Source organism: Mesorhizobium sp. Pch-S (genome assembly GCF_004136315.1).
Taxonomy (GTDB): domain Bacteria; phylum Pseudomonadota; class Alphaproteobacteria; order Rhizobiales; family Rhizobiaceae; genus Mesorhizobium.
Genome location: NZ_CP029562.1, coordinates 76,310 through 96,463, shown reverse-complemented (window position 1 = coordinate 96,463; position 20,154 = coordinate 76,310). Strand labels below are relative to the sequence as shown.

The following is a 20,154-nucleotide window of genomic DNA, read 5'->3' as shown; positions in this document are numbered from 1 at the left end:
TTACTGAAATATTACCCATAAATATTTGTTTTCGCTAAACTTTGCGCAATGTTGGCGTAATCCATGCCGGCCATTGTCCCCATGCAACCAGCGCGCTGGTGCACGGGGCCCAGCCGGCGGATTGCTTCCCCAGTCGCCGACCGGCCGTCAGCCCCGTCAACGGGCTGCGGAGCTAAATGCTCCGCAGCTCAATCATTTTCGGAGCTAAAACCATGTCCAAGCGAAATCTGTTTCTCGTCATGTTCGCTGGCCTTGCACCTTTCGCCGTGCCGGCCGTGGCGGCCGACCTCGTGTCCGACCAGACCTATTCGGATCCCGCCTACAACTGGTCGGGCAGCTATATTGGCGGCCAGTTGGGTGCATCGTCCTCGGGCTTTCCCAACCCGTTTTCGAGCAAGAGCGGCTGGCAATTCGGCGGCCAGGTCGGCACCAACTTCCAGAGCGGCCCTTTCGTTTACGGCGCGGAACTGGACGGCACCTACTCCAAGGGCACCAAGCACAAGCTGGATGACGGTGCCGAGCTGAAGCGTACCTGGACCGGTGCCGCCAAGGTCCGTGCAGGTGTCTCCTTCGACAGGACGCTGGTCTACGGCACGGCTGGCTATTCGATGACCAAGGTCAAGCCGGGCGGCACCGTTGCCTCGGGTGGCAAGTGGGAGGGCGGCTATCTGCTCGGTGGTGGTATCGAGCAGGCATTCGCCGGCAACATTTCGGCCAAGGTTGAATACAACTATGTAAATTATGGTGACGTGGACTACACGTTGCGCAACGGCGCCAAGCGCTCGGACGACCTGAAGAGCCACACCGTCAAGATGGGTCTCAACTACCGGTTCTGATATCTATCGCTCTCCAGCGCCGCTGGCTCCCCGAGCTGGCGGCGTTATTTTTTTTACCCCGCCAATTGAGCTGGGAATAATCCCTTCGCTGGCTTCGTTCTGTTCCTGAAGGCAACAGAGCGGGCATTGGCGCCGCTTGCGCTAGCCGGCGAAGGCGCGTTCAATCGCCAGGGCAACGGGAAAGATTGGCGAACCGCCACCCATGGACGACAGGAAGGCTGCGATCCTTGGCGAGATTCCGCGCTTGCGCCGCTATGCGCGCGCGCTCCTGCGCAATCGCGATTCCGCGGACGACCTTGTCCAGGATTGTCTCGAGCGCGCCTTGGCCAGGCTGGACAACTGGCAAACCGGCGAAAGCCCGAGAAAATGGCTGTTCACGATCATGCACCACCTTTTCATCGACCAGATGCGCAAGGCGAGCCGCCGCGGCGAAATGGCGATGCTGCCGCTGGACGGTGATGAGGCGCTGACAGTGCCATCGATCCAGGTCGAGAGCATCGCCTCCAGGGAAATCCTCGATGCCTTGCAGGCGATCGCGCCAGAGCGCCGCGCGGCGATCGTAACCGTTGCCATCGAAGGTTTCTCCTACGCTGAAGCAGCCAACATTCTCGGCATCCCCGCAGGGACGCTGATGTCGCGGATTTCGCGCGGCCGGGAGGATCTGCGTGCACTGCTCGACGATCGCGCGCGGCGCCGTTCGCTGAAGGTGGTCGAAAAATGACCACGCGCGATTTCACAGAACGCGACATCCATCTGGCACTCGACGGTGAATTGCCCGATGAAGAACGTGCTGCCTTCGAGACATGGCTCGAGAGCAATCCGGAGATGAATGCCAGGAGCAATCGGTTCAGTGCCGATCGCGAAACTTTGCGCAGCGCTTTGTCGGCCACTCTTGATGAACCGGTTCCGGCGCGCTTCACCAAGCTGGTTGCCGGTGATAGCGGCCGCCGGCCGCTGCTGCGTTCCCGCTGGTGGCAAGCCGCTGCGGCAGCGGTCCTGCTGGCAATGGGTGGCACAGGAGGTTACGTCGTCGGTTCACGCGGTATCGGCTCGGAAGACGTTTCGGCCGACAGGTTCGCCGAGGAGGCTGTCGCTGCCTACATCGTCTATGCTGCCGAGAAGCGTCATGCCGTCGAGGTACCCGCCTCGGACGGGGAGCATATGCGCAATTGGCTGTCGGCGCGGATCGGCTTGCGACTGGTGACCCCGGATCTCACGGCCGACGGATTCCAGCTGGTCGGTGGCCGGCTGCTGCCTTCTGGCACCGGCAAGGCAGCAATGCTGCTCTATGAGGATGCCGAGGGCAATCGCATCTCGCTTTTCGTGACTTCGGAAGCAGGCAGCTATGCCAAGGGCACCTATGCCGAGAAGAATGGCCCGGCGGCGATCTACTGGCTCGACAAAGGCTATGGTTGTGCCGTTGTCGGCGTCCTGCCGCAGGAACGGCTCGCCAGCGTTGCCCGCAATGCCTATCGCCAGTTGATCGAAGGCGCCGAAAGCAAGGTCTGAGGGAGCTGTCAGCCGTCCGGCTTATAGACAGGCCCGGAGATCGCGCTCCAGATGCACCTGTTCCCTCACTGCACTGGCGACATTGGCGGCTATCAGGACGCAGAGCAGGGCAGAGAAGACCGCGAAGACCAGGTTCAGCCGGTTGCGAAAATAGCGGCCGTTCACGATCGCACCGGTGCCGTAGATCAGCAGCGTGGGGATCGCAAACAGATAGACCGAGATCGGCCCGTCACAATCGACCGCCTCCACGCCCCAGGCTTTGTATTCATTCGCCGGCACCGTCATTGCAGCCAATGCTGCCGGGATAGCCGCAACGAGGATGGCAATGCCGACCCATCCGAGCCATTTCGGCCAGGGGCGCAGGAACTGTTGTCGTTCGGTACGGATCATGCCCTTTGGTTGCACGGCTCCGGCTGACAGCAAAGCCTTTTTCTGTGTTTTTCGTATCACCTGCCAGAGACCTGTCCGCGACTGTCGTCTGAGGTCCACTCCTCAGATATGTCCGGTGACGGAAGTTGTTGGACGTCTTGGCAAGCAAGTCGAATCTGTCACAATTCAGCCGAAATCGAAGCGCGAAACGCTGGATACGGGTCGGCTTTCCCCGTCGGCGTCTTCGATGTTTCGATAGGCCTGTTTTCTGCCACGCACCGAGGTTTTTCAAGCCTTCATGCCTGCCGAAGTCCGCACGGCCCGCGCTTCCGACGTCGATGCTCTCGCCGCCATCGAGAACGCCGTCTTTGCAACCGATCGTATTTCGCGCCGTTCTTTCCGCCAGCTCATCGAGCGGGAAACGGCCGAGACCCTGATCGCTGAGAGCGCCGGCAACATCGCGGGTTATGCGATCATCCTTTTTCGCAAGGGCAGCCGCGTCGCACGGCTCTATTCGCTGGCCACAGGCCCTGATTTCGGTGGGCGCGGCGTTGGCCGCCTGTTGCTGGAGGCGGCGGAGGACACCGCTTTCGAACACGATCGCATGATGTTGCGCCTGGAAGTGCGCGAGGACAACGCGCGCGCGATCCGCATCTATGAACAATCCGGCTATCGCAAGATTGGCCGCGAGAGCGACTATTACGAGGATGGTGCGCCCGCGCTGCGTTACGAGAAAATGCTGCGCGGCCACGTGCCAGTCGCTACCTCGGTCCCGTTCTATGAGCAGACCTGCGATTTTACCTGCGGTCCCTGCTGCCTGATGATGACCATGGCGCATTTCGACACCGGGTTCAGGCCAGACCCGGTCATGGAAGTGCGGCTGTGGCGGGAGGCAACCACAGTTTTCATGATGTCAGGGCCCGGCGGCTGCGAGCCGTTCGGATTGGCGGTGGCTGCCTATGAATACGGACTTTCGGCCGAGATTTTCGTTTCGTTCGACGGGCCGCTGTTCCTGCAATCGGTCCGCAGTGTCGAGAAACGCCGTGTCATGGAACTGGCACAGATCGATTTCCAGCGTCGCGCCAGAGAGTATGGCATCCCGGTGCGCTACAATGCCTTCTCCATTGAAGACATCCGCGCCGCGATCGCCGCCGGCAAGCTGGTTGTTGTCCTGATCAGCGGCTTCCTGATGTTCGGCAAGAAAGTCCCGCACTGGGTTCTGGCGATCGGCGACGACGGCGACCATATCCTCATTCACGACCCATGGGTCGAGGACGAGCGGGAAGAAACGCAGGTGGATGCCGCCAACATTCCGGTGCCGTACGACATCTTCATTTCCATGGCGCAGTTCGGCCGCGACGGACTGCGTGCCGCCATCATTCTTGGAGCGCGCGCGAAACAATGACCTGGGTCATCCTCACAGGCAGGCAGAACGATCTCGACCAGGTGGCAACGCCGCACAAAGTCATTACCAATCGAGACTATCTGGCCCATCCGGGCCTGTTTCGCGGCCAACGCCCGAAGGTGATCAACCTTTCCAACCGTTATGACTATCAGAGCCGCGGCTACTACGCCTCGCTGCTGGCGAGTTCGCGCGGCCACAAGGTCATTCCGACCGTCGAGACGATGATCGACCTCTCCGAGCGCAAGCTCTACGAGCATGCGCTGCCGGAACTGGAGCTGGCGCTTAACAAGTGCCGCAAGGATCTCGGCGGCACTTTCCCAGCCAAGGTTCACATCTTCTTCGGTATCGGTCCCGGCAAGGCCTGGGATCGTTTCGCCAAACTCCTGTTCGACTGGTTCCGTGCACCAGCACTGGAAGTGGCGATAGCCGACGCCGGCGAGTGGGCGACGATCCGCAAGATAGGCTTCTATCCGTTGGCGCGGATGACCGAGGTGGAAGAGAAGCGTTTTCTCGAGTGCCTCGATGTCTACACCGGCCGCGAATGGCGAGACAGCAAAGCACGCATCCCGGCGCGTTACACATTCGCGACCCTGGTCGATCCGCATGAGCAATTGCCGCCTTCGGCGATCTCCTCGCTGCGTTATTGGGCGCGCATAGCCGAGAAGATGGGCGTGGAGGTCGAGCCGATCACCAAAAAAGACCTGGCCAGGGTTGCCAACTACGACGCCTTGTTCATTCGAGAGACGACCTCGATTTCCAACCACACTTATCGGTTTGCCCGCCGGGCCCAGCAGGAAGGCATGCCGGTGATCGACGATCCCCTGTCGATGATCCGCTGCACCAACAAGGTCTATCTGAACGAGTTGATGGCCTTCAACGACGTACCGGTTCCGCCCACCGTGATGATCGCCGGTCCCTCAGACCTGGAAGTGGCGGCAGACACGCTCGGATTCCCGCTGGTCCTCAAGATCCCCGACAGCGCTTTCTCGCGCGGCGTCAAGAAGTGCAAGGATTTTGGCGAGTTGAAGAAACTGGCGACCGAGTGGTTGGAGGATTCCGACCTGCTCGTTGCGCAGAAGTTCATTCCCACCGACTACGACTGGCGCATCGGCGTGCTGGGTGGCGAGCCGCTCTTTGCCGTGCAGTATCTGATGGCCAAACAGCACTGGCAGATCGTCAATCACGATCGCGCCGGCAAACCAGATGAAGGCGGCTTCAAGACCTTCACCCTGAAGGATGCTCCGGCACATGCGGTCCAGACAGCAGTCAAGGCAGCCCGCTGCATTGGTGATGGCTTGTACGGAGTTGACTTGAAGGAAACCAGGGATGGCGTCTTCGTCATCGAGGTCAACGACAATCCCAACCTCGACCACGGCTGTGAGGACACCGGCGAGAAAGACGAAGTCTGGGTGCGGCTGACACAGTGGTTCCTGGATCGTCTGGAGCGCCAGGGGCGCTAATCAAGAGACTTTCGGTCAGCGTCGAAGCGCTCGCGGGCGGCATCGAGATCGCCGGAATGACGTTCCGCCCAGCGGTCGAGCGTGATCAGGGCTTCGCTGAGTGAGCTGCCGAGAGCGCTCAGCCTGTATTCGACATGCGGCGGCACTGTCTGCATGTCCTGGCGGATCACCAGCCCGTTACGCTCCAGGTCTTTCAGCGTCTGGGTGAGCATCTTCTGCGAAATGCCGCCAATTTTCCGGAGCAGCGCGCTGTTGCGCATTGGCCCTCCAGATAGAGCCGGCAGGATCAGCATCGCCCATTTGGACGCGATAAGTTCCAGTGCATCCCGTGCGGAACAGCCAGAATCGTAGACGTTTGGCGCGGCCATCGAAAACCCGTAGGCACCAAAAGGTGCGTAATTGCCCTTTGGTTCCTGTTATCACACATGAGCCTGCATCAGAACACCAAAGGAGGGCCGGGATGGCTTGGTTGCTGCTTCTTGTCGCGAGTGTCATCGAGATCGCGATGGGCGTTTCGCTGAAATATGCCGAGGGCTGGACACGGTTCTGGCCGAGCGTCGGCGGTATTTTTTTCGCGCTGCTCAGCGTCTTTGTGCTGACATTCGCCATGCGACACCTGCCGGCCGGCACCGCTTATGCAGTTTGGACGGGTATCGGCGCTGTTGGTATCGCGACGCTCGGCATCGTGCTGTTTGGCGATCCGGCGACGCCACTGAGGCTTGGCTGCATCGCGCTCATCATTGTCGGCGTGGTCGGTCTACGCTTCGTCGAAGGGTGACCTGACGCAATCTCAGGGAAAGTGCATAGCGGTTTCCGCCCGTAATTGCGCTGACACAAGGAGTTGGAGTGTCTCTGCGTTTCCGTGAAAAACGGAGACGCTCTAGCGCAGATCGGCTTCGATCTTGTGGAACCGGGCCGTGAATGCCCTTTCCACCTGCTTCGCAGGCTTGGGTGTGAGGTCGAATTGATCGGCGGACAGTCCGCGTGGGCGGCCGAAAAATTCCGCTGCCTCCGCCAGTCCGAAACCTGCCAGCGTCGTCGCCTCGAAATAGGCAGCGATCTGGTCGGCACGCTTGATGTCCTTTTTCAGGCTTTGGCTTGCCGAAGCGGGCAACCCATAGCGCAGGTGAATGGCATGCTGCAGCCGCTCCTCGCAGGACTTGTAGCCGCCACCGACCACCGATTTGAACGGCGAGATCATGTCGCCGATGACATATTCCGGCGCATCGTGCAGCAAGGCCGTCAATTGCGCGGCGGGCGACGCTGATGGCACGATGGCCCGGAATATCTCTTCGACCAGCAACGAGTGCTGTGCCACGGAAAACGCATGATCGCCGGAAGTCTGGCCGTTCCAGCGCGCGACGCGGGCAAGGCCATGCGCAATGTCGCCGATTTCGATGTCGAGCGGGGAAGGGTCGAGCAGGTCGAGCCTGCGTCCCGACAGCATGCGCTGCCAGGCTCGTGGCGGCGCGCCGACACGGTCTGCCATCAGGCGTCTTCCGCACTGGCGGTTTCGGGGAATGTGAAGCGTGCCCAGCCTGGAATGGTCAGCGAAACAGAGATGCCTTCGGCGCTGATGTCCTGGCCAGCGTCCATTGCAGCCTTGACGCGGTCTATGCGCGCAATGGCCAGACCGTGCGTACCTGACACCGAGCCCAGAGTACCGACAGGGCGACCATTGACGGTCAGCTCGGTACCGGAAGCGGGCAGGGTACTTGCAGCCTCCACCAGCAGCACACGCCGACGCGCTGTGCCGCGATGCTGCATGCGCGAAACAACCTCCTGGCCGATGAAACAGCCCTTCTTGAAACCGACGCCGTCCAGTTGATCGAGCAGGACGTCGTGCGGGAAGGCATCGTTCAGGCCGTAGTCGGGACCGCTTTCAGCGACGCCCTGTGAAAAGCGAAAGGCATCCCATTCGGCTTGCGTGGCGTTTGTTGCAGGCAATGGCGCTTGGTAGAAGCGCAGGACCGGAGAGCTGAAACGGCTGTCGCGCACGCCGGCATTTGATTCACTGGTTGAGGTCGCGGAATCATTTTGCGAGGCATTTGAATCAGCCTGCCACCAAACGGCGACAACATCCTGTTCCTGCTTGGAAATATCGACCTTTGCGCGCAACCGGTAAAACATCAGCCGCTTGATGAAATCATCGGCAATGTCGGAACGGCACTCCAGCCGAAAGGCATTTTCACCGGTGCGGGAGACCAGGAAATCGAAGAGGATCTTGCCTTGCGGCGCCAGCAGGGCACCCGGCTTGGCCTCGCCTTGACCAAGCGGATCGAGATCGACGGTGAGGATATTCTGCAAGAAGTGCTCGGCCTCAGGGCCGGAAACGGAGACGAGGGCGCGGTCTGCAATAAGAGTTGTCGGCATGGGCCTGATCTTGCATTTCGAAGAGCCATTACGTAAGCCGCAGGCAATTCCCACACAAGGGCCGGAGTGGATGGCTGTGACCTACGACCTCATCCTCAAGGGCGGCATCGTCGTCAATCATGACGGCATCGGCCAGCGCGACGTTGGTGTGAATGGTGGCAGGATTGCCGCAATCGGCGATCTTGGTTCCGCTTCCACCGGAGAAACCATTGATTGTCGCGGCCTGCACGTGCTGCCTGGCGTCGTCGACAGCCAGGTGCATTTCCGCGAGCCGGGCCTCGAGCACAAGGAAGATCTTGAAACCGGCTCCCGCGCTGCGGTTCTGGGCGGAGTCACCGCCGTATTCGAGATGCCCAACACCAATCCACTGACGACCAGCGAAGCGACGCTCGCCGACAAGATCGGGCGGGCCACCGGGCGCATGCATTGCGACTTCGCCTTCTGGGTCGGCGGCACGCGCGACAACGCCGGTGATGTGGCCGAACTGGAGCGGCTGCCGGGAGCGGCCGGAATCAAGGTGTTCATGGGGTCGTCCACCGGTGATCTGCTGGTGGAGGATGACGAAGGCGTGGCCTCCATCCTGCGCAACACCCGTCGCCGCGCGGCATTCCACTCGGAGGACGAATTCCGCCTGCGCGAGCGTCTTGGCTTGCGGGTCGAGAACGACCCGTCTTCGCACCCTGTGTGGCGCGACGAGATCGCTGCGCTGCAGTGCACGGAGCGCCTGGTACGCATTGCGCGTCAGACCCGGGCGCGCATCCATGTGCTGCATATCTCGACGGCTGAGGAGATCACTTTCCTTCAGCAGCACAAGGATGTCGCCACCTGCGAGGCGACGCCGCATCATCTGACCATGAGTTCTGATGACTATGGCCGCCTCGGTACGCTTCTGCAGATGAACCCGCCGGTGCGTGCGCCTCGCCATCGCGACGGCATCTGGCATGGCATCAGCCAGGGCATTGTCGATGTGCTCGGCTCGGACCACGCTCCCCATACGCTGGCCGAGAAGGCAAAAACCTATCCGGCTTCGCCCTCGGGCATGACCGGAGTGCAGACACTGGTGCCGATCATGCTCGATCACGTCAATGCCGGTCGGCTCACGCTGGAGCGCTTCGTCGATCTTTCCAGCCATGGTCCGAACCGCATCTTCGGCATGGCGCGCAAGGGACGTATCGCCGCCGGCTACGATGCCGATTTCACCGTCGTGGACATGAAGCGGCGCGAGACCATCACCAATGCGCAGGCGGGCTCGCGGGCAGGCTGGACGCCGTATGACGGCAAAGAGGTCACCGGCTGGCCGGTTGGCACCATCGTGCGTGGCACTCGCGTCATGTGGGAAGGTGAGATCGTCACGCCATCGCAGGGCAGGGCGGTCGAATTCTCGGAAGCTTTTGTCAGCTAGTCGGTCGACTGCATCGGCCGCCTGGCCGGTATTGCTGTTGATTTATCTGGTCAACGTCGTGGTTTTCCCGACTTTGGGCGTCATGGCGGCGAACAGGTTCTGCAGCGGATCGTGCTGAGATTTAGACAGGCTGCGTTCATGTTGGATCGCTAAGGTCGCGTTGACGTCCGCACGGACCCAACGGAGAAAGTCCTGATGAATCTGATGAAATTCGCCACCGCCACGGCCCTGGTGATGACGTTTGGCCTTGCCGCATGCTCGCAGACGGCACAACAGCAGCGGGCAACTGGTGGTGCCGCCCTTGGCGCAGCTGGTGGCGCGCTGGTCGGCCAGGCGATTGGCGGCAATACGGAGAGCACCCTGATCGGCGCTGGTGCCGGCGCGCTGCTCGGCGCGGTTCTGGCAACCTCTGGCGGTCCGCAACCGCGCGACCGTGGTCGGGAGATGTGCCGTTATCAGGATCGCTACGGCCGCATCTTCACCGCGCCGTGCGACGAACGCTACTACCGCCGCCGCGGATACTAAGGACCGTCTGGCGGGCATACTGTCCCGCCGGCTCCCTCTTTGGCAGCAGGTCTCGTCCTGAAAAGCGGATCGCGACCTCAATCGCCGGCGACGAAGAAGGTCCAGCGGCCCTGCGGCGTGATGCCGACCCGATAGAAGATGTAGGTGCCGTACTGCTTCATGTCCTCGTAGTCGCCGGCGGTGACGATCTTGAAGAGCTCCACTCGCTGCTTGGCGTCGAGCTTGGCCAGCGGATAGGCGAAAAAGTAGGGCCAGACGTAAAGTTCCTGGGGTGTACCGGGGTCGAGCTGCACGTAACCCGCGTCCAGAACCTCCTGCAGGATGGCCAGGATTTCCTGACCCTCGGTATCGCCTGACAGTCCCTTGAGGAAGGCGATCGGATCGCCTTCGATATCGGTCAGCGAAAGCTGTGTCAGCGAATCGCCGATGCCGATCAATGGGCGGAGCTTCTCGATATCACCGCTCTTGCAGGCTTCGATGATCAGGTCGCGCATGCGCCGTACCGGTTCCGGCAGTTTGGCCAGGTCATATTGAACCGGCGGCAACGACGCGGTCGGATCAATCTGCGGCCGCGCGAGGTTGCCTGTACCCTCTCCGGGCTTGGCGGGTTCGACCTGTTCCGGCTCGTCCTGGCCCGGCGGCGTTGCTTTCTGGGCCGGCGGAATGGTCTGGATGGGATCCGGCAGTGGCACGGTACCCGGTTTTGGCGCTTCCGGTCCCATTTGCGGACGCTTGCCGGGGACCTGTACGTCATCGTGCTTGATTTCGCTGAGTGCGGCGGCCGGCCGGGCTGTCGTGAGCAGGGCCGAAGGTGTCGCAAGTGTCAGTGCGAGGAAACCAGCGCCGAACGCCAGGCCGCGGGGTCTGTCGAAGGACGAGAATTTCAACGGCCGCCTCTCCATGCTGCCGGGCTTGCCCGGTCGGTATGCCGCCGCGCGGCGGAAAGGCTATTCCGCCGGCGCGGCGCCGGGCGTCGGTTCAGTGCCGCACTTGGTCGGGCTCGAACGCCCCGGCAATTACCTTTTCACGCATCCTGTCGAGCAGGGCAAGGGCCGCGGTTTCGCCATTGGCGCGCAGCATCTCGCAAAATGCGGTTTCCAGTGCCGCCTCGGCGATGATATCTGGCTCGATACCCGCAGAAAGCCCTTCCGCCCATGCTTCGCTATGGCTTTCGACGGCCGTCAGGCGTTTTTCTTCCCTGACGAGGGCATCGATATCGTTGGCTGTGTGTCCCATACGCAACTACCACCCTTGTTCAAGCGGCGATCCTTCAAATGAGGATCAAACTTGACCCGTCCCTTTAATGTCCCATTAAGGTTCCTACCACAGGACTTTGGTGCTGTGCTGCCACAATGGTGAAAAAGTTAACAGCTCGCTAATTGCCGTAGCGCGACGCGATGTCGCGCGAGAGCTTCTCGCCCTCTTTCATGTACCTGCTGATCGCCTCGCTGGCAGAAGATGTGCACTGTGTGTAGGTGCTGCCGAACGAGCGGTAGCCCCTGTTGAAGGCCGCAATGAAACGTGCGCGCCGCTCCGGATCGGGGTTCTCGGATTCCAGCAGCTTCTCCATCTCGCCGCGCCACTGGTCTCCCTTTTCACCGCACAGGTTGCGCAGGAAATGCAGGGACCCCAGAACCTCGGCCAGTCGCATCAGCCCGGGCTCGAACGGGGCCTCGGCGGCCGCCGTCGGGCGCGCCGGAGCCGTCGCGAATATGGCAATGCCAAGCATGAAAGAGGCGAGCGCGCGGATCATAAGCTTTTGTGAAGAAACAATTTGTCTCCTGCAAGGCGCTCACTGACTTAGCCCAACGGCTTTTTATCCGGTCTCAACAGATCAATGGCGACGGAAAAGACCGAACCGGCCAGGGGCATCGTTTCCATCTCGGCAAGCGTGTAGAAGGCGGCCGTTTCGGCATCATCGTCGGCTTTGGCTTCGCCGCCGATGTAGCGGGCGCCGAACACCGTCAGGCGATAGTCGACCGGATGGCCCTCAGCGGAGCCGTCGATGAAGATCTCGATCAGCTGACGCAGGTCGGCAGCGTCGAGGCCCGTCTCCTCGAGAAGCTCCCGTTTGGCTGCGCTTTCCAGGCTTTCGTCGGCCTCTACCTTGCCGCCCGGGAAGGCATAGACGCCCTGGGAGGGCGGCCTGGCTCGCTTCACCAGAAGCACTGTGTCGCCGCGCACCACCGCCACGGAAACCGACGGTATGGTTTGCCTGCGCGTCATTTCGCTGTGTCTTTCCGTTGTTTGCCAGACCGCGCGATGGCTGTGGATCGCACTTCCAAATCAAGCTTTAGCGGTTGCAGCCACGCGCTTCCACCACCACTTTCGGGGCCAGACAGAGAAGAGATTGCGCCATGTGTGGACGTTTTGCCCTGACAGCCACGCCCGACCAGGTCACCACATTCCTGGGGCTGGACGATATCGAGCCTTTTCCAGCGCGCTACAACATTGCGCCGACACAACCCATCACGATGGTGCTTTCGGGTGCTCCGCAGGCGCCTGGTTCGAACCGTTCCGACCGGAGCTCCATGCTGGTTCGGTGGGGGCTGATACCAACCTGGGTCAAGGACACGCGCCAGTTCCCGCTTCTCATCAATGCCCGATCCGAGAGCGCAGCCGAGAAAGCCTCTTTCCGTACCGCCATGCGCCATCGCCGCGCCTTGGTGCCGGCCAGCGGCTTCTATGAATGGCGCCAGGCGGGCAGCAGGAAGGGGCAGGCCTATTGGGTGCGTCCGAAAAACGGCGGCATCGTTGCCTTTGCGGGGCTCATGGAAACATACGCCGAGCCCGGTGGCTCCGAGATGGATACGGGCGCCATCATGACCACGTCGGCAAATGCCGACATCGCCCATATCCACGACCGCATGCCGGTCGTCATCCATCGCGAGGATTTTTCGCGCTGGCTGGATTGCCGGCGCCAGGAGCCGCGTGCCGTGGCCGATCTTCTGCGTCCGGTCGAGGAGGGGTTTTTCGAGGCGATTCCGGTCTCGGACCTCGTCAACAAGGTCGCCAATTCGGGTCCGGAGATCCAGGAGAGGTTTGTCGCGTCGCCCGACGACCTGGCGGTCGAACAAGCATCGGCCAAACCAGCGCGCAAGAAACCCGGAGGCGACGATGCTGATCAGATGTCGCTATTCTAGTCTCTCGCGCAATCCCAGGAAAAGTGTGTAGCGGTTTTGCGTCCGGAATTGCGTAAAAACAAAAACTCAGGGCGTCCCGCGTTTCCGTGAAAAACGGAAACGCTCTGCCTCTGAACGAGCATCGGCTCGTCAGCGACGGCCTGCGCCCACAGACCGTTTGTTCAGGCCGCGCGTGGCGAAGTGATCTTGTGCGCGGGCTTTTTCTTCTTAGCCGTGTGGAGCAAGGCCGCCACCACTGCCGCCGGGCCGATTGCCCGGTATTGGCTGGCGAGTGTCGGTTGTTTCGCTCGACTGGCTTCCTGCTTGCTGCGTGGCATTTCGACTTCCCCAAGGTCAAGGTCACTGGAAGGCGCTGCATTTGATGGTCGATTCCGACCAAATCGTGGCGTTTTCCACGTGAGCCGACAAATATTATAGCACTGAACGCACATGCTTAAGAAAAAGTTTCTTCAAATGGTTTACGCCCGTCAGGGCGACCTGATGCTGAAAGTTGCGACTTGACGGCAACACGGGCGGGCGCGATAAAGCCGCCCATGAGAACGTCTTTCGCCATTTGTGGCATTTGCATTATTGGCTAGCGCTCGCGCTGGTCTGGACGTTTTCGCCTCAACTTTCTCTCTGAGTGGACAACGCCCCGGCCAGCAGGCTGGGGTTTGATTGTGCGCGAAAATGCGCGGCGGCCGGGACCGGTCGGGAAGGGGATGAATGTCTGAGGGTTCGAACGGCTTGCGCCTCTACAACACGTTGAGCAGGGCGAAGGAGGATTTTGTCCCCATCGATCCCGACAATGTGCGCATGTATGTCTGCGGCCCGACCGTTTACGACTTCGCCCACATCGGCAACGCCCGGCCGGTGATCGTTTTCGACGTGCTGTTCCGGCTGCTTCGTCACGTCTATGGCGCCGAGCACATCACCTATGTGCGGAACATCACCGACCTCGACGACAAGATCAACGCGCGCGCGCTGCGTGATTTCGGCAACGATATCGCCTCCGGCAAGCTGTCGCTCAACGAAGCAATCCGGCGCGTAACCGAAAAGACGGCGGACCAGTTCCACAAGGATGTCGCCACGCTGGGCTGCCTTGAGCCGACCTACGAGCCGCGCGCCACCGAGTTCGTGGAACCGCGTGCCGACGGAAAGACTGATATGATCGGTCTGATCCACCAGCTGATCGACCGCGGCCATGCCTATGCGGCGGAAGGCGAGGTACTGTTCGATACCGCGTCGATGCCGGATTATGGCGAACTCTCCAAGCGTCCCCTGGACGAACAGCAGGCCGGCGCGCGCGTCGCTGTCGACGCGCACAAGAAGAACCCTGGCGATTTTGTCCTGTGGAAGCTTTCATCCGCGGAAGAGCCTGGCTGGCAGAGCCCATGGGGCCGGGGACGGCCCGGCTGGCACATCGAGTGCTCGGCAATGAGTGCGGCCTATCTCGGTGAAGTCTTCGACATTCATGGCGGCGGCCTGGATCTGATCTTTCCGCACCACGAGAACGAGATCGCGCAATCGCGCTGCGCCCACGGCACCGCCGTGATGGCCAATGTCTGGATGCACAACGGTTTCCTGCAGGTCGAAGGCCAGAAGATGTCCAAGAGCCTGGGCAACTTCTACTCGATCAACGAACTGCTCGAGACGGAGACTTTCGGCGGCCGCAAATGGCCGGGCGAGGTGCTGCGCCTGGCCATGCTGATGACGCACTATCGCGAGCCGATCGATTTTTCGGTCCGCAAGCTGGAAGAAGCCGAGAATACGCTGCGCAAGTGGAAGCGTGGCGCTGATCTGGCTGCCGGGGAAGCTGCTGACGTTCCACAAGCCATCATCGAGGCGCTGTCGGACGATCTCGCCACCTACCAGGCTTTCCAGGTGCTGACACAACTTGCAGCGGATGCCGCCGAAGGAAATGACGCGGCCGCCGGCCTCAAGGCGGCGCTGCAGTTCCTCGGTTTCAGTCTTGCTACTGCAGTCGTCGACGAGCAGGCTGTTTCGAACACCATAGCGGAGCGCCTCGCCTTCATTGCAGCCAGGAACTGGGCAGAGGCGGATCGTGTCCGTGACGCACTGCTGGCACAAGGTATCCAGTTGAAGGACGGCAAGGATCCGGTGACAGGGGAGCGGGTGACGACCTGGGAGGTGAAAAGATGATCGACCATACCGGCATTTCCGTCGTCGATTTCGAGGCGGCGAAGACGTTCTATGACAAGGCGATGGCGCCACTTGGCGCCTCGCTGCTCTACATGGTGCCCGAACAATATACCGGTGGAGCCAAGGTTGGTGGTTACGGCCGTGACCGGCCGGTGTTCTGGCTCCACGAGACAAGGACGTCGGCGCCGGGCCGTCACTATGCTTTCGCTGCCAACAGCCGGGCCGATGTCGATGCTTTCCACAAGGCGGCGGTCGTTGCGGGCGGCAGGGACAACGGGGCTCCGGGGCTGCGCCCGCACTATCACGAGCATTATTACGCGGCTTTCGTCTTCGACCCCGACGGCAACAACATCGAAGCCGTTTGCCATGGGCCGGCGTGATGAGCCTCGATAACAAACCCATTTATACCGGCGGATGCCAATGCGGCGCGGTGCGTTTTCGCGTCGAAGGCGTGCTCGGTGATGCCTCGATCTGCCATTGCCGCATGTGCCAGAAGGCGAGCGGCAATTTTTACCAGCCGCTGGTCTCTATCGCCGGCGCCAAGCTGACATGGACGCGTGCCGAGCCGAAGTTTTTTCAGTCGTCCAGTTTCGCCAAGCGCGGTTTTTGCCCGGAATGCGGCACGCCGCTGACCTTCGGCGATCCCCATGGCATCGCGCTCGCCATCGCAGCCTTCGATCATCCGGAAGAAATTCCACCCACGGTCCAGTGGGGCATCGAGGCCAAGCTGCCTTATGTGGATGACATTCCCTCATTGCCCGGCGGCGTAACCGAGGATGACCCCGCCTCCGTCCCGTTCATCGCCTCGATGGTGAACCACCAGCATCCCGATCACGACACCGCAACCTGGCCCCCGGAGGACATATCATGACCGATGCCACCAGAACCGGCGGCTGCCAGTGCGGGGCCGTGCGTTTCCGCATAAGCGGCGAGCTGGGGCGCCCGTCCATCTGCCATTGCCGCATGTGCCAGAAGCAGTTTGGCTCGTTCTTCGGTGCTTTCGTCACCGTGCCGTCGGCGGGCGTCGAATGGGTGCATGAGGAGCCGAGCTATTTCCAGTCGTCCGTCAACATCGCGCGCGGTTTCTGCAAGCGTTGCGGCACGCCGATGACCTACAAGAGCCCCGATGCGCTGGAGATTTCGATCGGCAGTTTCGACGACCGTTCCGATCTGGCACCGACGCACCAGGTCAATTACGCCTCGCGGCTGCCCTGGGTGGAGAAGATCTTCGAGACGCCGGCGCACCAGAATGCGGACTATTACGCGCGGCAGGAGCACATCATCTCCTTCCAGCATCCTGACCACGAAACCGAAAACTGGCCTGAGAAGGGGCTGAAATTGTGAGTCTGGAGTTGCGTACGCTTTATCCCGAGATCGAACCGTTCGAGACCGGCACGCTGGATGTCGGCGACGGTCACCAGATCTATTGGGAACGGGTTGGCACCAAGGGTGCCAAGCCCGCCGTCTTCCTGCACGGTGGACCGGGCGGCACCATCTCGCCGAACCATCGCCGGTTGTTCGATCCGACGCTATACGACGTGATCCTGTTTGATCAGCGTGGCTGCGGCAAGTCCACGCCCAACGCTTCGCTGGAGGCCAACACCACCTGGCATCTGGTCGCCGACATGGAGCGGCTGCGCGAGATGGCCGGCTTCGACAAGTGGCTGGTCTTCGGCGGATCCTGGGGGTCGACGCTGTCGCTCGTCTATGCCGAAACGCATCCTGAACGTGTCAGTGAACTGGTGGTGCGCGGCATCTACACGCTCACCCGTGCCGAGCTCGAATGGTATTATCAGTTCGGTGTCTCGGAGATGTTTCCCGACAAGTGGGAGCGTTTTCTGGCGCCGATCCCGCAGGACGAGCGCGGCGACATGATGGCCGCCTACCGCAAGCGACTGGTGGGCAACGATCGCCGGGAGCAGATCGAGGCGGCCAAGGCCTGGTCGATATGGGAAGGCGAGACCATCACGCTCCTGCCGGAACCGTCGACCAGCGACCCGTTCGCGCAGGACGACTACGCTGTCGCCTTCGCGCGCATCGAAAACCACTATTTCGTCCACGGCGGCTGGCTGGAGGAGGGACAGCTTCTGCGCGATGCCTACAGGCTGAAGGATATCCCCGGCACCATCATCCATGGCCGCTACGACATGCCGTGCCCGGCGAAGTACGCCTGGTTGCTGCACAAGGCCTGGCCAAAAGCTGATTTCCACCTCATCGAAGGCGCCGGACACGCCTATTCCGAACCAGGCATCCTCGACAGCCTGATCCGCGCAACGGACAGATACGCCGGAAAATGACCATGCAACGCGACCGCCTCTACCTCTTCGACACGACATTGCGCGATGGCCAGCAGACGCCGGGCATCGACTTTTCGGTCGAGGACAAGATTGCGATCGCCGGTATGCTGGACGAGTTCGGCATGGACTATGTCGAGGGTGGCTATCCAGGCGCCAATCCGACCGATACCGAATTCTTCACCAGGAAACGCACGACGCGCTCGAAATTCGTTGCCTTTGGCATGACCAAGCGCGCCGGCGTTTCAACGTCGAACGATCCAGGACTCGCAGCGCTGGTGCAGGCCCGCTCGGACGCGATCTGCTTCGTTGCCAAGAGCTGGGACTATCATGTTCGCGTCGCGCTAGGCTGCAGCAATGAGGAGAACCTCGAGGCAATCCGCGCCTCCGTCGCCGCTGCTGTTGCCGCCGGCAGGGAAGCCATGGTCGATTGCGAGCACTTCTTCGATGGCTTCAAGGCCAATCCGGACTACGCGCTGGCCTGCGCCAGAGCCGCCTATGAAGCCGGTGCGCGCTGGGTGGTGCTGTGCGACACCAACGGCGGCACCCAGCCTGCCGAGATCCGCGTCATCGTCGAAAAGGTGGTCGCGGCCGGCATCCCGGGTGACCATCTCGGTATCCATGCCCACGACGACACCGGACAGGCCGTGGCCAACTCGCTCGCTGCGGTCGAAGCGGGCGTGCGGCAGATCCAGGGCACGTTGAATGGCATCGGCGAGCGTTGTGGCAACGCTAATCTGGTGACGCTGATCCCCACGCTGATGCTGAAGCCGGCCTACAGGGATCGCTTCGAGACCGGCATCTCGACGGAGCAATTGGCCGGCATTTCGCGCCTTTCCCGTGCTTTCGACGAGTTGCTGAACCGCGCTCCTGAGGCCCAGTCGCCTTATGTCGGTTCCTCAGCCTTCGCCACCAAGGCCGGGATCCATGCGTCGGCTCTGATCAAGGAGCCGCAGACCTATGAGCATGTGCCGCCAGAAGCCGTCGGCAACCGTCGCCGCGTCATGGTCTCCGATCAGGGTGGCAAAGCCAACTTCCTCGCCGAGCTGAAGCGGCGCGGCATCGACGTGCCGAAGGATGATGCGCGGCTGGATGCGCTCATCGCCGTCGTCAAGGAACGCGAAGCAGAAGGCTATGCCTATGAAGGAGCCGATGCTTCCTTTGAGCTGCTGGCGCGCAAGATGTTGTCCGGCCTGCCGGAATTCTTCGCCGTTACCTCGTTCCGCTGCATGGTCGAGCGCAGGTTCGACGCCAATGGCCAGCTGAAGACCGTCTCGGAAGCCATCGTTAAGGTGATGGTGGACAACGAGGAGAAGATGTCGGTGGCCGAGGGGCACGGTCCGGTCAATGCGCTCGATCTCGCGCTACGCAAGGATCTCGGCAAGTACCAGAACGAGATTGTCGACCTTGAGCTCGCCGACTTCAAGGTGCGTATCCTCAATGGCGGCACCGAGGCGATCACCCGCGTTCTGATCGAATCGCATGATTCCACCGGCGCCCGCTGGTGGACGGTCGGTGTGTCGGAAAACATCATCGACGCTTCGTTCCAGGCACTGATGGATTCAATCATCTACAAGCTGATGAAGAACCGCGAGATGGCCGGGCTGGTTGCTGCCGAATAGAGCCCGGAAGGAGCCACGACCTCAAGCAATTCATCAGCGAAAGTCCATGATGCATCAGAATTAGTTGATGGTCTTGGCGTAGCCGCTGGCGCATAGCTTTGGGCCATGACCACCCAGACTGTACCAATGGAAACTGATTCCGGCGCGCGTCGCGGCTTTCTCCTGGCCCTTGGCGCTTATCTCCTGTGGGGGCTCCTGCCTTTCTACATGAAGGCAGTGGCCCATCTGCCGCTGGCGGAGGTCATTGCCCATCGCATCATCTGGTCGGTGCCGATCGCCGCGGCCGTGCTGATCTGGCTCGGGCGGACCGCCGATTTCAAGGTCGCGCTGCGTTCGCCACGCATGTTGGCGATGGCCGCGCTGACGGCGACATTGATCACGGTCAACTGGAGCATCTATGTCTGGGCGATTGCGGTCGATCGTACTGTGGAGACTGCGCTCGGCTACTACATCAATCCGCTCGTCAACGTCCTGGTCGGCGCGCTTCTGCTTGGCGAACGCCTGAACCGCCTGCAGATCGTGGCTGTCGCGCTGGCGGCAGTCGCGGTGGTCGTGCTCACCGTCGAAAGCGGCACCTTGCCCTGGGTTTCGCTGGCCCTGGCTTTCTCTTTCGCGGCCTATGGCTTCTTCCGCAAGACCTTGCCGATCGGTCCGAGCCAGGGGTTCCTGCTGGAAGTGCTCCTCCTTTCCATCCCGTCACTTGCCTATGTCGTCTGGCTGGCTTTGAAGGGGGAGGGACATTTCGCGACAGGCAACACGACGGATACGCTGCTTTTCATGGGCAGTGGCATCGTCACCGCCGTGCCGCTGCTGCTTTTTGCCTTCGGCGCCAAGCTGCTTCGCCTCTCGACCATCGGCATCATGCAGTACATTGCGCCGACCATCGTGTTCCTGATCGCCGTCTTCGTTTTTGGCGAGCCGTTCGACACGACGAAAGCGATCGCCTTCGGTCTGATCTGGGCTGCGCTGGCGATCTATACGTGGTCGATGCTGGCCGCGAGCCGGCGCGGCTGAGGCAATCCAGGTATGGTACGCAGGTTTTGCGTCCCTGGATTTGCCCAGAAGAATTAAAGA

General features: G+C 61.3%; 25 protein-coding genes. 16 read left to right on the top strand and 9 right to left on the bottom strand.

The window, feature by feature from the left end:
* The first annotated feature begins 212 nt into the window (after positions 1–212).
* From C1M53_RS00475 to C1M53_RS00465, 3 genes are all read left to right on the top strand, one after another.
* Positions 213–836 (top strand): outer membrane protein, encoded by a 624-nt coding sequence (locus C1M53_RS00475; protein WP_129410440.1) that lies wholly within the window; start codon positions 213–215, stop codon positions 834–836.
* 202 nt (positions 837–1,038) lie between these two features.
* A complete protein-coding gene (locus tag C1M53_RS00470) occupies positions 1,039–1,557 on the top strand; it encodes an RNA polymerase sigma factor (protein WP_129410439.1) in 519 nt (172 codons plus the stop codon).
* On the top strand, positions 1,554–2,345 hold the full coding sequence (locus C1M53_RS00465; RefSeq protein WP_129410438.1) for an anti-sigma factor: 792 nt from the start codon (positions 1,554–1,556) through the stop codon (positions 2,343–2,345). The genes C1M53_RS00470 and C1M53_RS00465 overlap by 4 nt, the downstream gene beginning before the upstream one ends.
* Positions 2,346–2,366: 21 nt before the next feature.
* On the opposite strand, the gene C1M53_RS00460 is transcribed toward C1M53_RS00465, so the two are convergent.
* Positions 2,367–2,735, bottom strand: coding sequence for a hypothetical protein (locus C1M53_RS00460; RefSeq protein WP_245488382.1), 369 nt, complete (start codon positions 2,733–2,735; stop codon positions 2,367–2,369).
* Positions 2,736–3,012: 277 nt separating this feature from the next.
* Here C1M53_RS00460 and C1M53_RS00455 point away from each other — a divergent pair, with 277 nt between their 5' ends.
* Positions 3,013–4,119 carry a peptidase C39 family protein gene (locus tag C1M53_RS00455; protein ID WP_129410437.1) on the top strand — a complete coding sequence of 369 codons (1,107 nt, stop codon included), beginning with the start codon at positions 3,013–3,015 and terminating at the stop codon, positions 4,117–4,119.
* On the top strand, positions 4,116–5,579 hold the full coding sequence (locus C1M53_RS00450; RefSeq protein ID WP_129410436.1) for a RimK family protein: 1,464 nt from the start codon (positions 4,116–4,118) through the stop codon (positions 5,577–5,579). Before C1M53_RS00455 ends, C1M53_RS00450 begins: the two co-directional genes overlap by 4 nt.
* Here the strand turns inward: C1M53_RS00450 and C1M53_RS00445 are convergent.
* Complete coding sequence (locus C1M53_RS00445; RefSeq protein WP_129410435.1) at positions 5,576–5,947, bottom strand: helix-turn-helix domain-containing protein; 372 nt, start codon at positions 5,945–5,947, stop codon at positions 5,576–5,578. The genes C1M53_RS00450 and C1M53_RS00445 overlap by 4 nt on opposite strands.
* Before the next feature lie 92 nt (positions 5,948–6,039).
* Between C1M53_RS00445 and C1M53_RS00440 the strand changes: the two genes are divergently transcribed.
* A complete protein-coding gene (locus C1M53_RS00440; protein ID WP_129410434.1) occupies positions 6,040–6,357 on the top strand; it encodes a multidrug efflux SMR transporter in 318 nt (105 codons plus the stop codon).
* A gap of 102 nt (positions 6,358–6,459) precedes the next feature.
* Here the strand turns inward: C1M53_RS00440 and C1M53_RS00435 are convergent, their stop codons facing one another.
* A complete protein-coding gene (locus C1M53_RS00435; RefSeq protein WP_129410433.1) occupies positions 6,460–7,071 on the bottom strand; it encodes an HD family hydrolase in 612 nt (203 codons plus the stop codon).
* The gene (locus C1M53_RS00430) at positions 7,068–7,952 is read right to left on the bottom strand and encodes a folate-binding protein YgfZ (RefSeq protein ID WP_129415957.1); all 885 of its coding nucleotides are present in this window, start codon (positions 7,950–7,952) and stop codon (positions 7,068–7,070) included. The genes C1M53_RS00435 and C1M53_RS00430 overlap by 4 nt, the downstream gene beginning before the upstream one ends.
* Before the next feature lie 70 nt (positions 7,953–8,022).
* Between C1M53_RS00430 and C1M53_RS00425 the strand changes: the two genes are divergently transcribed.
* Positions 8,023–9,354: a dihydroorotase gene (locus C1M53_RS00425; RefSeq protein ID WP_165358008.1), complete on the top strand. Its 1,332-nt coding sequence runs from the start codon at positions 8,023–8,025 to the stop codon at positions 9,352–9,354.
* A gap of 195 nt (positions 9,355–9,549) precedes the next feature.
* On the top strand, positions 9,550–9,879 hold the full coding sequence (locus tag C1M53_RS00420) for a YMGG-like glycine zipper-containing protein (RefSeq protein WP_129410432.1): 330 nt from the start codon (positions 9,550–9,552) through the stop codon (positions 9,877–9,879).
* A gap of 77 nt (positions 9,880–9,956) precedes the next feature.
* Here C1M53_RS00420 and C1M53_RS00415 read toward each other — a convergent pair whose 3' ends face one another.
* The 4 genes from C1M53_RS00415 to C1M53_RS00400 form a co-directional block, all read right to left on the bottom strand.
* Positions 9,957–10,706, bottom strand: a complete 750-nt coding sequence (locus tag C1M53_RS00415) for a hypothetical protein (RefSeq protein ID WP_245488660.1) — start codon at positions 10,704–10,706, stop codon at positions 9,957–9,959.
* A 151-nt stretch (positions 10,707–10,857) separates the two neighbouring features.
* Positions 10,858–11,115: a hypothetical protein gene (locus C1M53_RS00410; protein ID WP_101934884.1), complete on the bottom strand. Its 258-nt coding sequence runs from the start codon at positions 11,113–11,115 to the stop codon at positions 10,858–10,860.
* A gap of 139 nt (positions 11,116–11,254) precedes the next feature.
* A complete protein-coding gene (locus C1M53_RS00405) occupies positions 11,255–11,608 on the bottom strand; it encodes a TIGR02301 family protein (RefSeq protein ID WP_245488659.1) in 354 nt (117 codons plus the stop codon).
* Positions 11,609–11,679: 71 nt separating this feature from the next.
* Entirely contained in the window at positions 11,680–12,105 is a 426-nt protein-coding gene (locus C1M53_RS00400) for an NUDIX hydrolase (protein WP_129410430.1), read from the bottom strand.
* Positions 12,106–12,236: 131 nt separating this feature from the next.
* Here C1M53_RS00400 and C1M53_RS00395 point away from each other — a divergent pair, with 131 nt between their 5' ends.
* Positions 12,237–13,022: an SOS response-associated peptidase gene (locus tag C1M53_RS00395; protein WP_129410429.1), complete on the top strand. Its 786-nt coding sequence runs from the start codon at positions 12,237–12,239 to the stop codon at positions 13,020–13,022.
* Positions 13,023–13,183: 161 nt separating this feature from the next.
* On the opposite strand, the gene C1M53_RS00390 is transcribed toward C1M53_RS00395, so the two are convergent.
* Positions 13,184–13,339, bottom strand: a complete 156-nt coding sequence (locus tag C1M53_RS00390) for a hypothetical protein (protein WP_129410428.1) — start codon at positions 13,337–13,339, stop codon at positions 13,184–13,186.
* 388 nt (positions 13,340–13,727) lie between these two features.
* On the opposite strand from C1M53_RS00390, the gene cysS reads away from it, so the two are divergent.
* From cysS to rarD, 7 genes are all read left to right on the top strand, one after another.
* Positions 13,728–15,164 carry a cysteine--tRNA ligase gene (gene cysS, locus C1M53_RS00385; protein WP_129410427.1) on the top strand — a complete coding sequence of 479 codons (1,437 nt, stop codon included), beginning with the start codon at positions 13,728–13,730 and terminating at the stop codon, positions 15,162–15,164.
* On the top strand, positions 15,161–15,544 hold the full coding sequence (locus C1M53_RS00380; RefSeq protein WP_129410426.1) for a VOC family protein: 384 nt from the start codon (positions 15,161–15,163) through the stop codon (positions 15,542–15,544). Before cysS ends, C1M53_RS00380 begins: the two co-directional genes overlap by 4 nt.
* Entirely contained in the window at positions 15,544–16,035 is a 492-nt protein-coding gene (locus C1M53_RS00375) for a GFA family protein (RefSeq protein ID WP_129415955.1), read from the top strand. Before C1M53_RS00380 ends, C1M53_RS00375 begins: the two co-directional genes overlap by 1 nt.
* The gene (locus tag C1M53_RS00370; protein WP_129410425.1) at positions 16,032–16,508 is read left to right on the top strand and encodes a GFA family protein; all 477 of its coding nucleotides are present in this window, start codon (positions 16,032–16,034) and stop codon (positions 16,506–16,508) included. Before C1M53_RS00375 ends, C1M53_RS00370 begins: the two co-directional genes overlap by 4 nt.
* Complete coding sequence (pip, locus tag C1M53_RS00365; RefSeq protein ID WP_129410424.1) at positions 16,505–17,461, top strand: prolyl aminopeptidase; 957 nt, start codon at positions 16,505–16,507, stop codon at positions 17,459–17,461. Before C1M53_RS00370 ends, pip begins: the two co-directional genes overlap by 4 nt.
* On the top strand, positions 17,458–19,080 hold the full coding sequence (cimA, locus tag C1M53_RS00360; protein WP_207213058.1) for a citramalate synthase: 1,623 nt from the start codon (positions 17,458–17,460) through the stop codon (positions 19,078–19,080). The genes pip and cimA overlap by 4 nt, the downstream gene beginning before the upstream one ends.
* A gap of 105 nt (positions 19,081–19,185) precedes the next feature.
* Positions 19,186–20,094 carry an EamA family transporter RarD gene (rarD, locus tag C1M53_RS00355; RefSeq protein WP_129410422.1) on the top strand — a complete coding sequence of 303 codons (909 nt, stop codon included), beginning with the start codon at positions 19,186–19,188 and terminating at the stop codon, positions 20,092–20,094.
* Positions 20,095–20,154 lie beyond the last annotated feature (60 nt).

What these genes read in the sequence shown, in the direction of transcription:
- C1M53_RS00475 (WP_129410440.1), top strand. Translation starts at nt 213, where the DNA reads ATGTCCAAGCGAAATCTGTTTCTCGTCATGTTCGCTGGCCTTGCACCT.
- C1M53_RS00470 (WP_129410439.1), top strand. Translation starts at nt 1,039, where the DNA reads ATGGACGACAGGAAGGCTGCGATCCTTGGCGAGATTCCGCGCTTGCGC.
- C1M53_RS00465 (WP_129410438.1), top strand. Translation starts at nt 1,554, where the DNA reads ATGACCACGCGCGATTTCACAGAACGCGACATCCATCTGGCACTCGAC.
- C1M53_RS00460 (WP_245488382.1), bottom strand. Translation starts at nt 2,735, where the DNA reads ATGATCCGTACCGAACGACAACAGTTCCTGCGCCCCTGGCCGAAATGG.
- C1M53_RS00455 (WP_129410437.1), top strand. Translation starts at nt 3,013, where the DNA reads ATGCCTGCCGAAGTCCGCACGGCCCGCGCTTCCGACGTCGATGCTCTC.
- C1M53_RS00450 (WP_129410436.1), top strand. Translation starts at nt 4,116, where the DNA reads ATGACCTGGGTCATCCTCACAGGCAGGCAGAACGATCTCGACCAGGTG.
- C1M53_RS00445 (WP_129410435.1), bottom strand. Translation starts at nt 5,947, where the DNA reads ATGGCCGCGCCAAACGTCTACGATTCTGGCTGTTCCGCACGGGATGCA.
- C1M53_RS00440 (WP_129410434.1), top strand. Translation starts at nt 6,040, where the DNA reads ATGGCTTGGTTGCTGCTTCTTGTCGCGAGTGTCATCGAGATCGCGATG.
- C1M53_RS00430 (WP_129415957.1), bottom strand. Translation starts at nt 7,952, where the DNA reads ATGCCGACAACTCTTATTGCAGACCGCGCCCTCGTCTCCGTTTCCGGC.
- C1M53_RS00425 (WP_165358008.1), top strand. Translation starts at nt 8,023, where the DNA reads ATGGCTGTGACCTACGACCTCATCCTCAAGGGCGGCATCGTCGTCAAT.
- C1M53_RS00420 (WP_129410432.1), top strand. Translation starts at nt 9,550, where the DNA reads ATGAATCTGATGAAATTCGCCACCGCCACGGCCCTGGTGATGACGTTT.
- C1M53_RS00410 (WP_101934884.1), bottom strand. Translation starts at nt 11,115, where the DNA reads ATGGGACACACAGCCAACGATATCGATGCCCTCGTCAGGGAAGAAAAA.
- C1M53_RS00405 (WP_245488659.1), bottom strand. Translation starts at nt 11,608, where the DNA reads ATGCTTGGCATTGCCATATTCGCGACGGCTCCGGCGCGCCCGACGGCG.
- C1M53_RS00400 (WP_129410430.1), bottom strand. Translation starts at nt 12,105, where the DNA reads ATGACGCGCAGGCAAACCATACCGTCGGTTTCCGTGGCGGTGGTGCGC.
- C1M53_RS00395 (WP_129410429.1), top strand. Translation starts at nt 12,237, where the DNA reads ATGTGTGGACGTTTTGCCCTGACAGCCACGCCCGACCAGGTCACCACA.
- C1M53_RS00390 (WP_129410428.1), bottom strand. Translation starts at nt 13,339, where the DNA reads ATGCCACGCAGCAAGCAGGAAGCCAGTCGAGCGAAACAACCGACACTC.
- cysS (WP_129410427.1), top strand. Translation starts at nt 13,728, where the DNA reads ATGTCTGAGGGTTCGAACGGCTTGCGCCTCTACAACACGTTGAGCAGG.
- C1M53_RS00380 (WP_129410426.1), top strand. Translation starts at nt 15,161, where the DNA reads ATGATCGACCATACCGGCATTTCCGTCGTCGATTTCGAGGCGGCGAAG.
- C1M53_RS00375 (WP_129415955.1), top strand. Translation starts at nt 15,544, where the DNA reads ATGAGCCTCGATAACAAACCCATTTATACCGGCGGATGCCAATGCGGC.
- C1M53_RS00370 (WP_129410425.1), top strand. Translation starts at nt 16,032, where the DNA reads ATGACCGATGCCACCAGAACCGGCGGCTGCCAGTGCGGGGCCGTGCGT.
- cimA (WP_207213058.1), top strand. Translation starts at nt 17,458, where the DNA reads ATGACCATGCAACGCGACCGCCTCTACCTCTTCGACACGACATTGCGC.
- rarD (WP_129410422.1), top strand. Translation starts at nt 19,186, where the DNA reads ATGACCACCCAGACTGTACCAATGGAAACTGATTCCGGCGCGCGTCGC.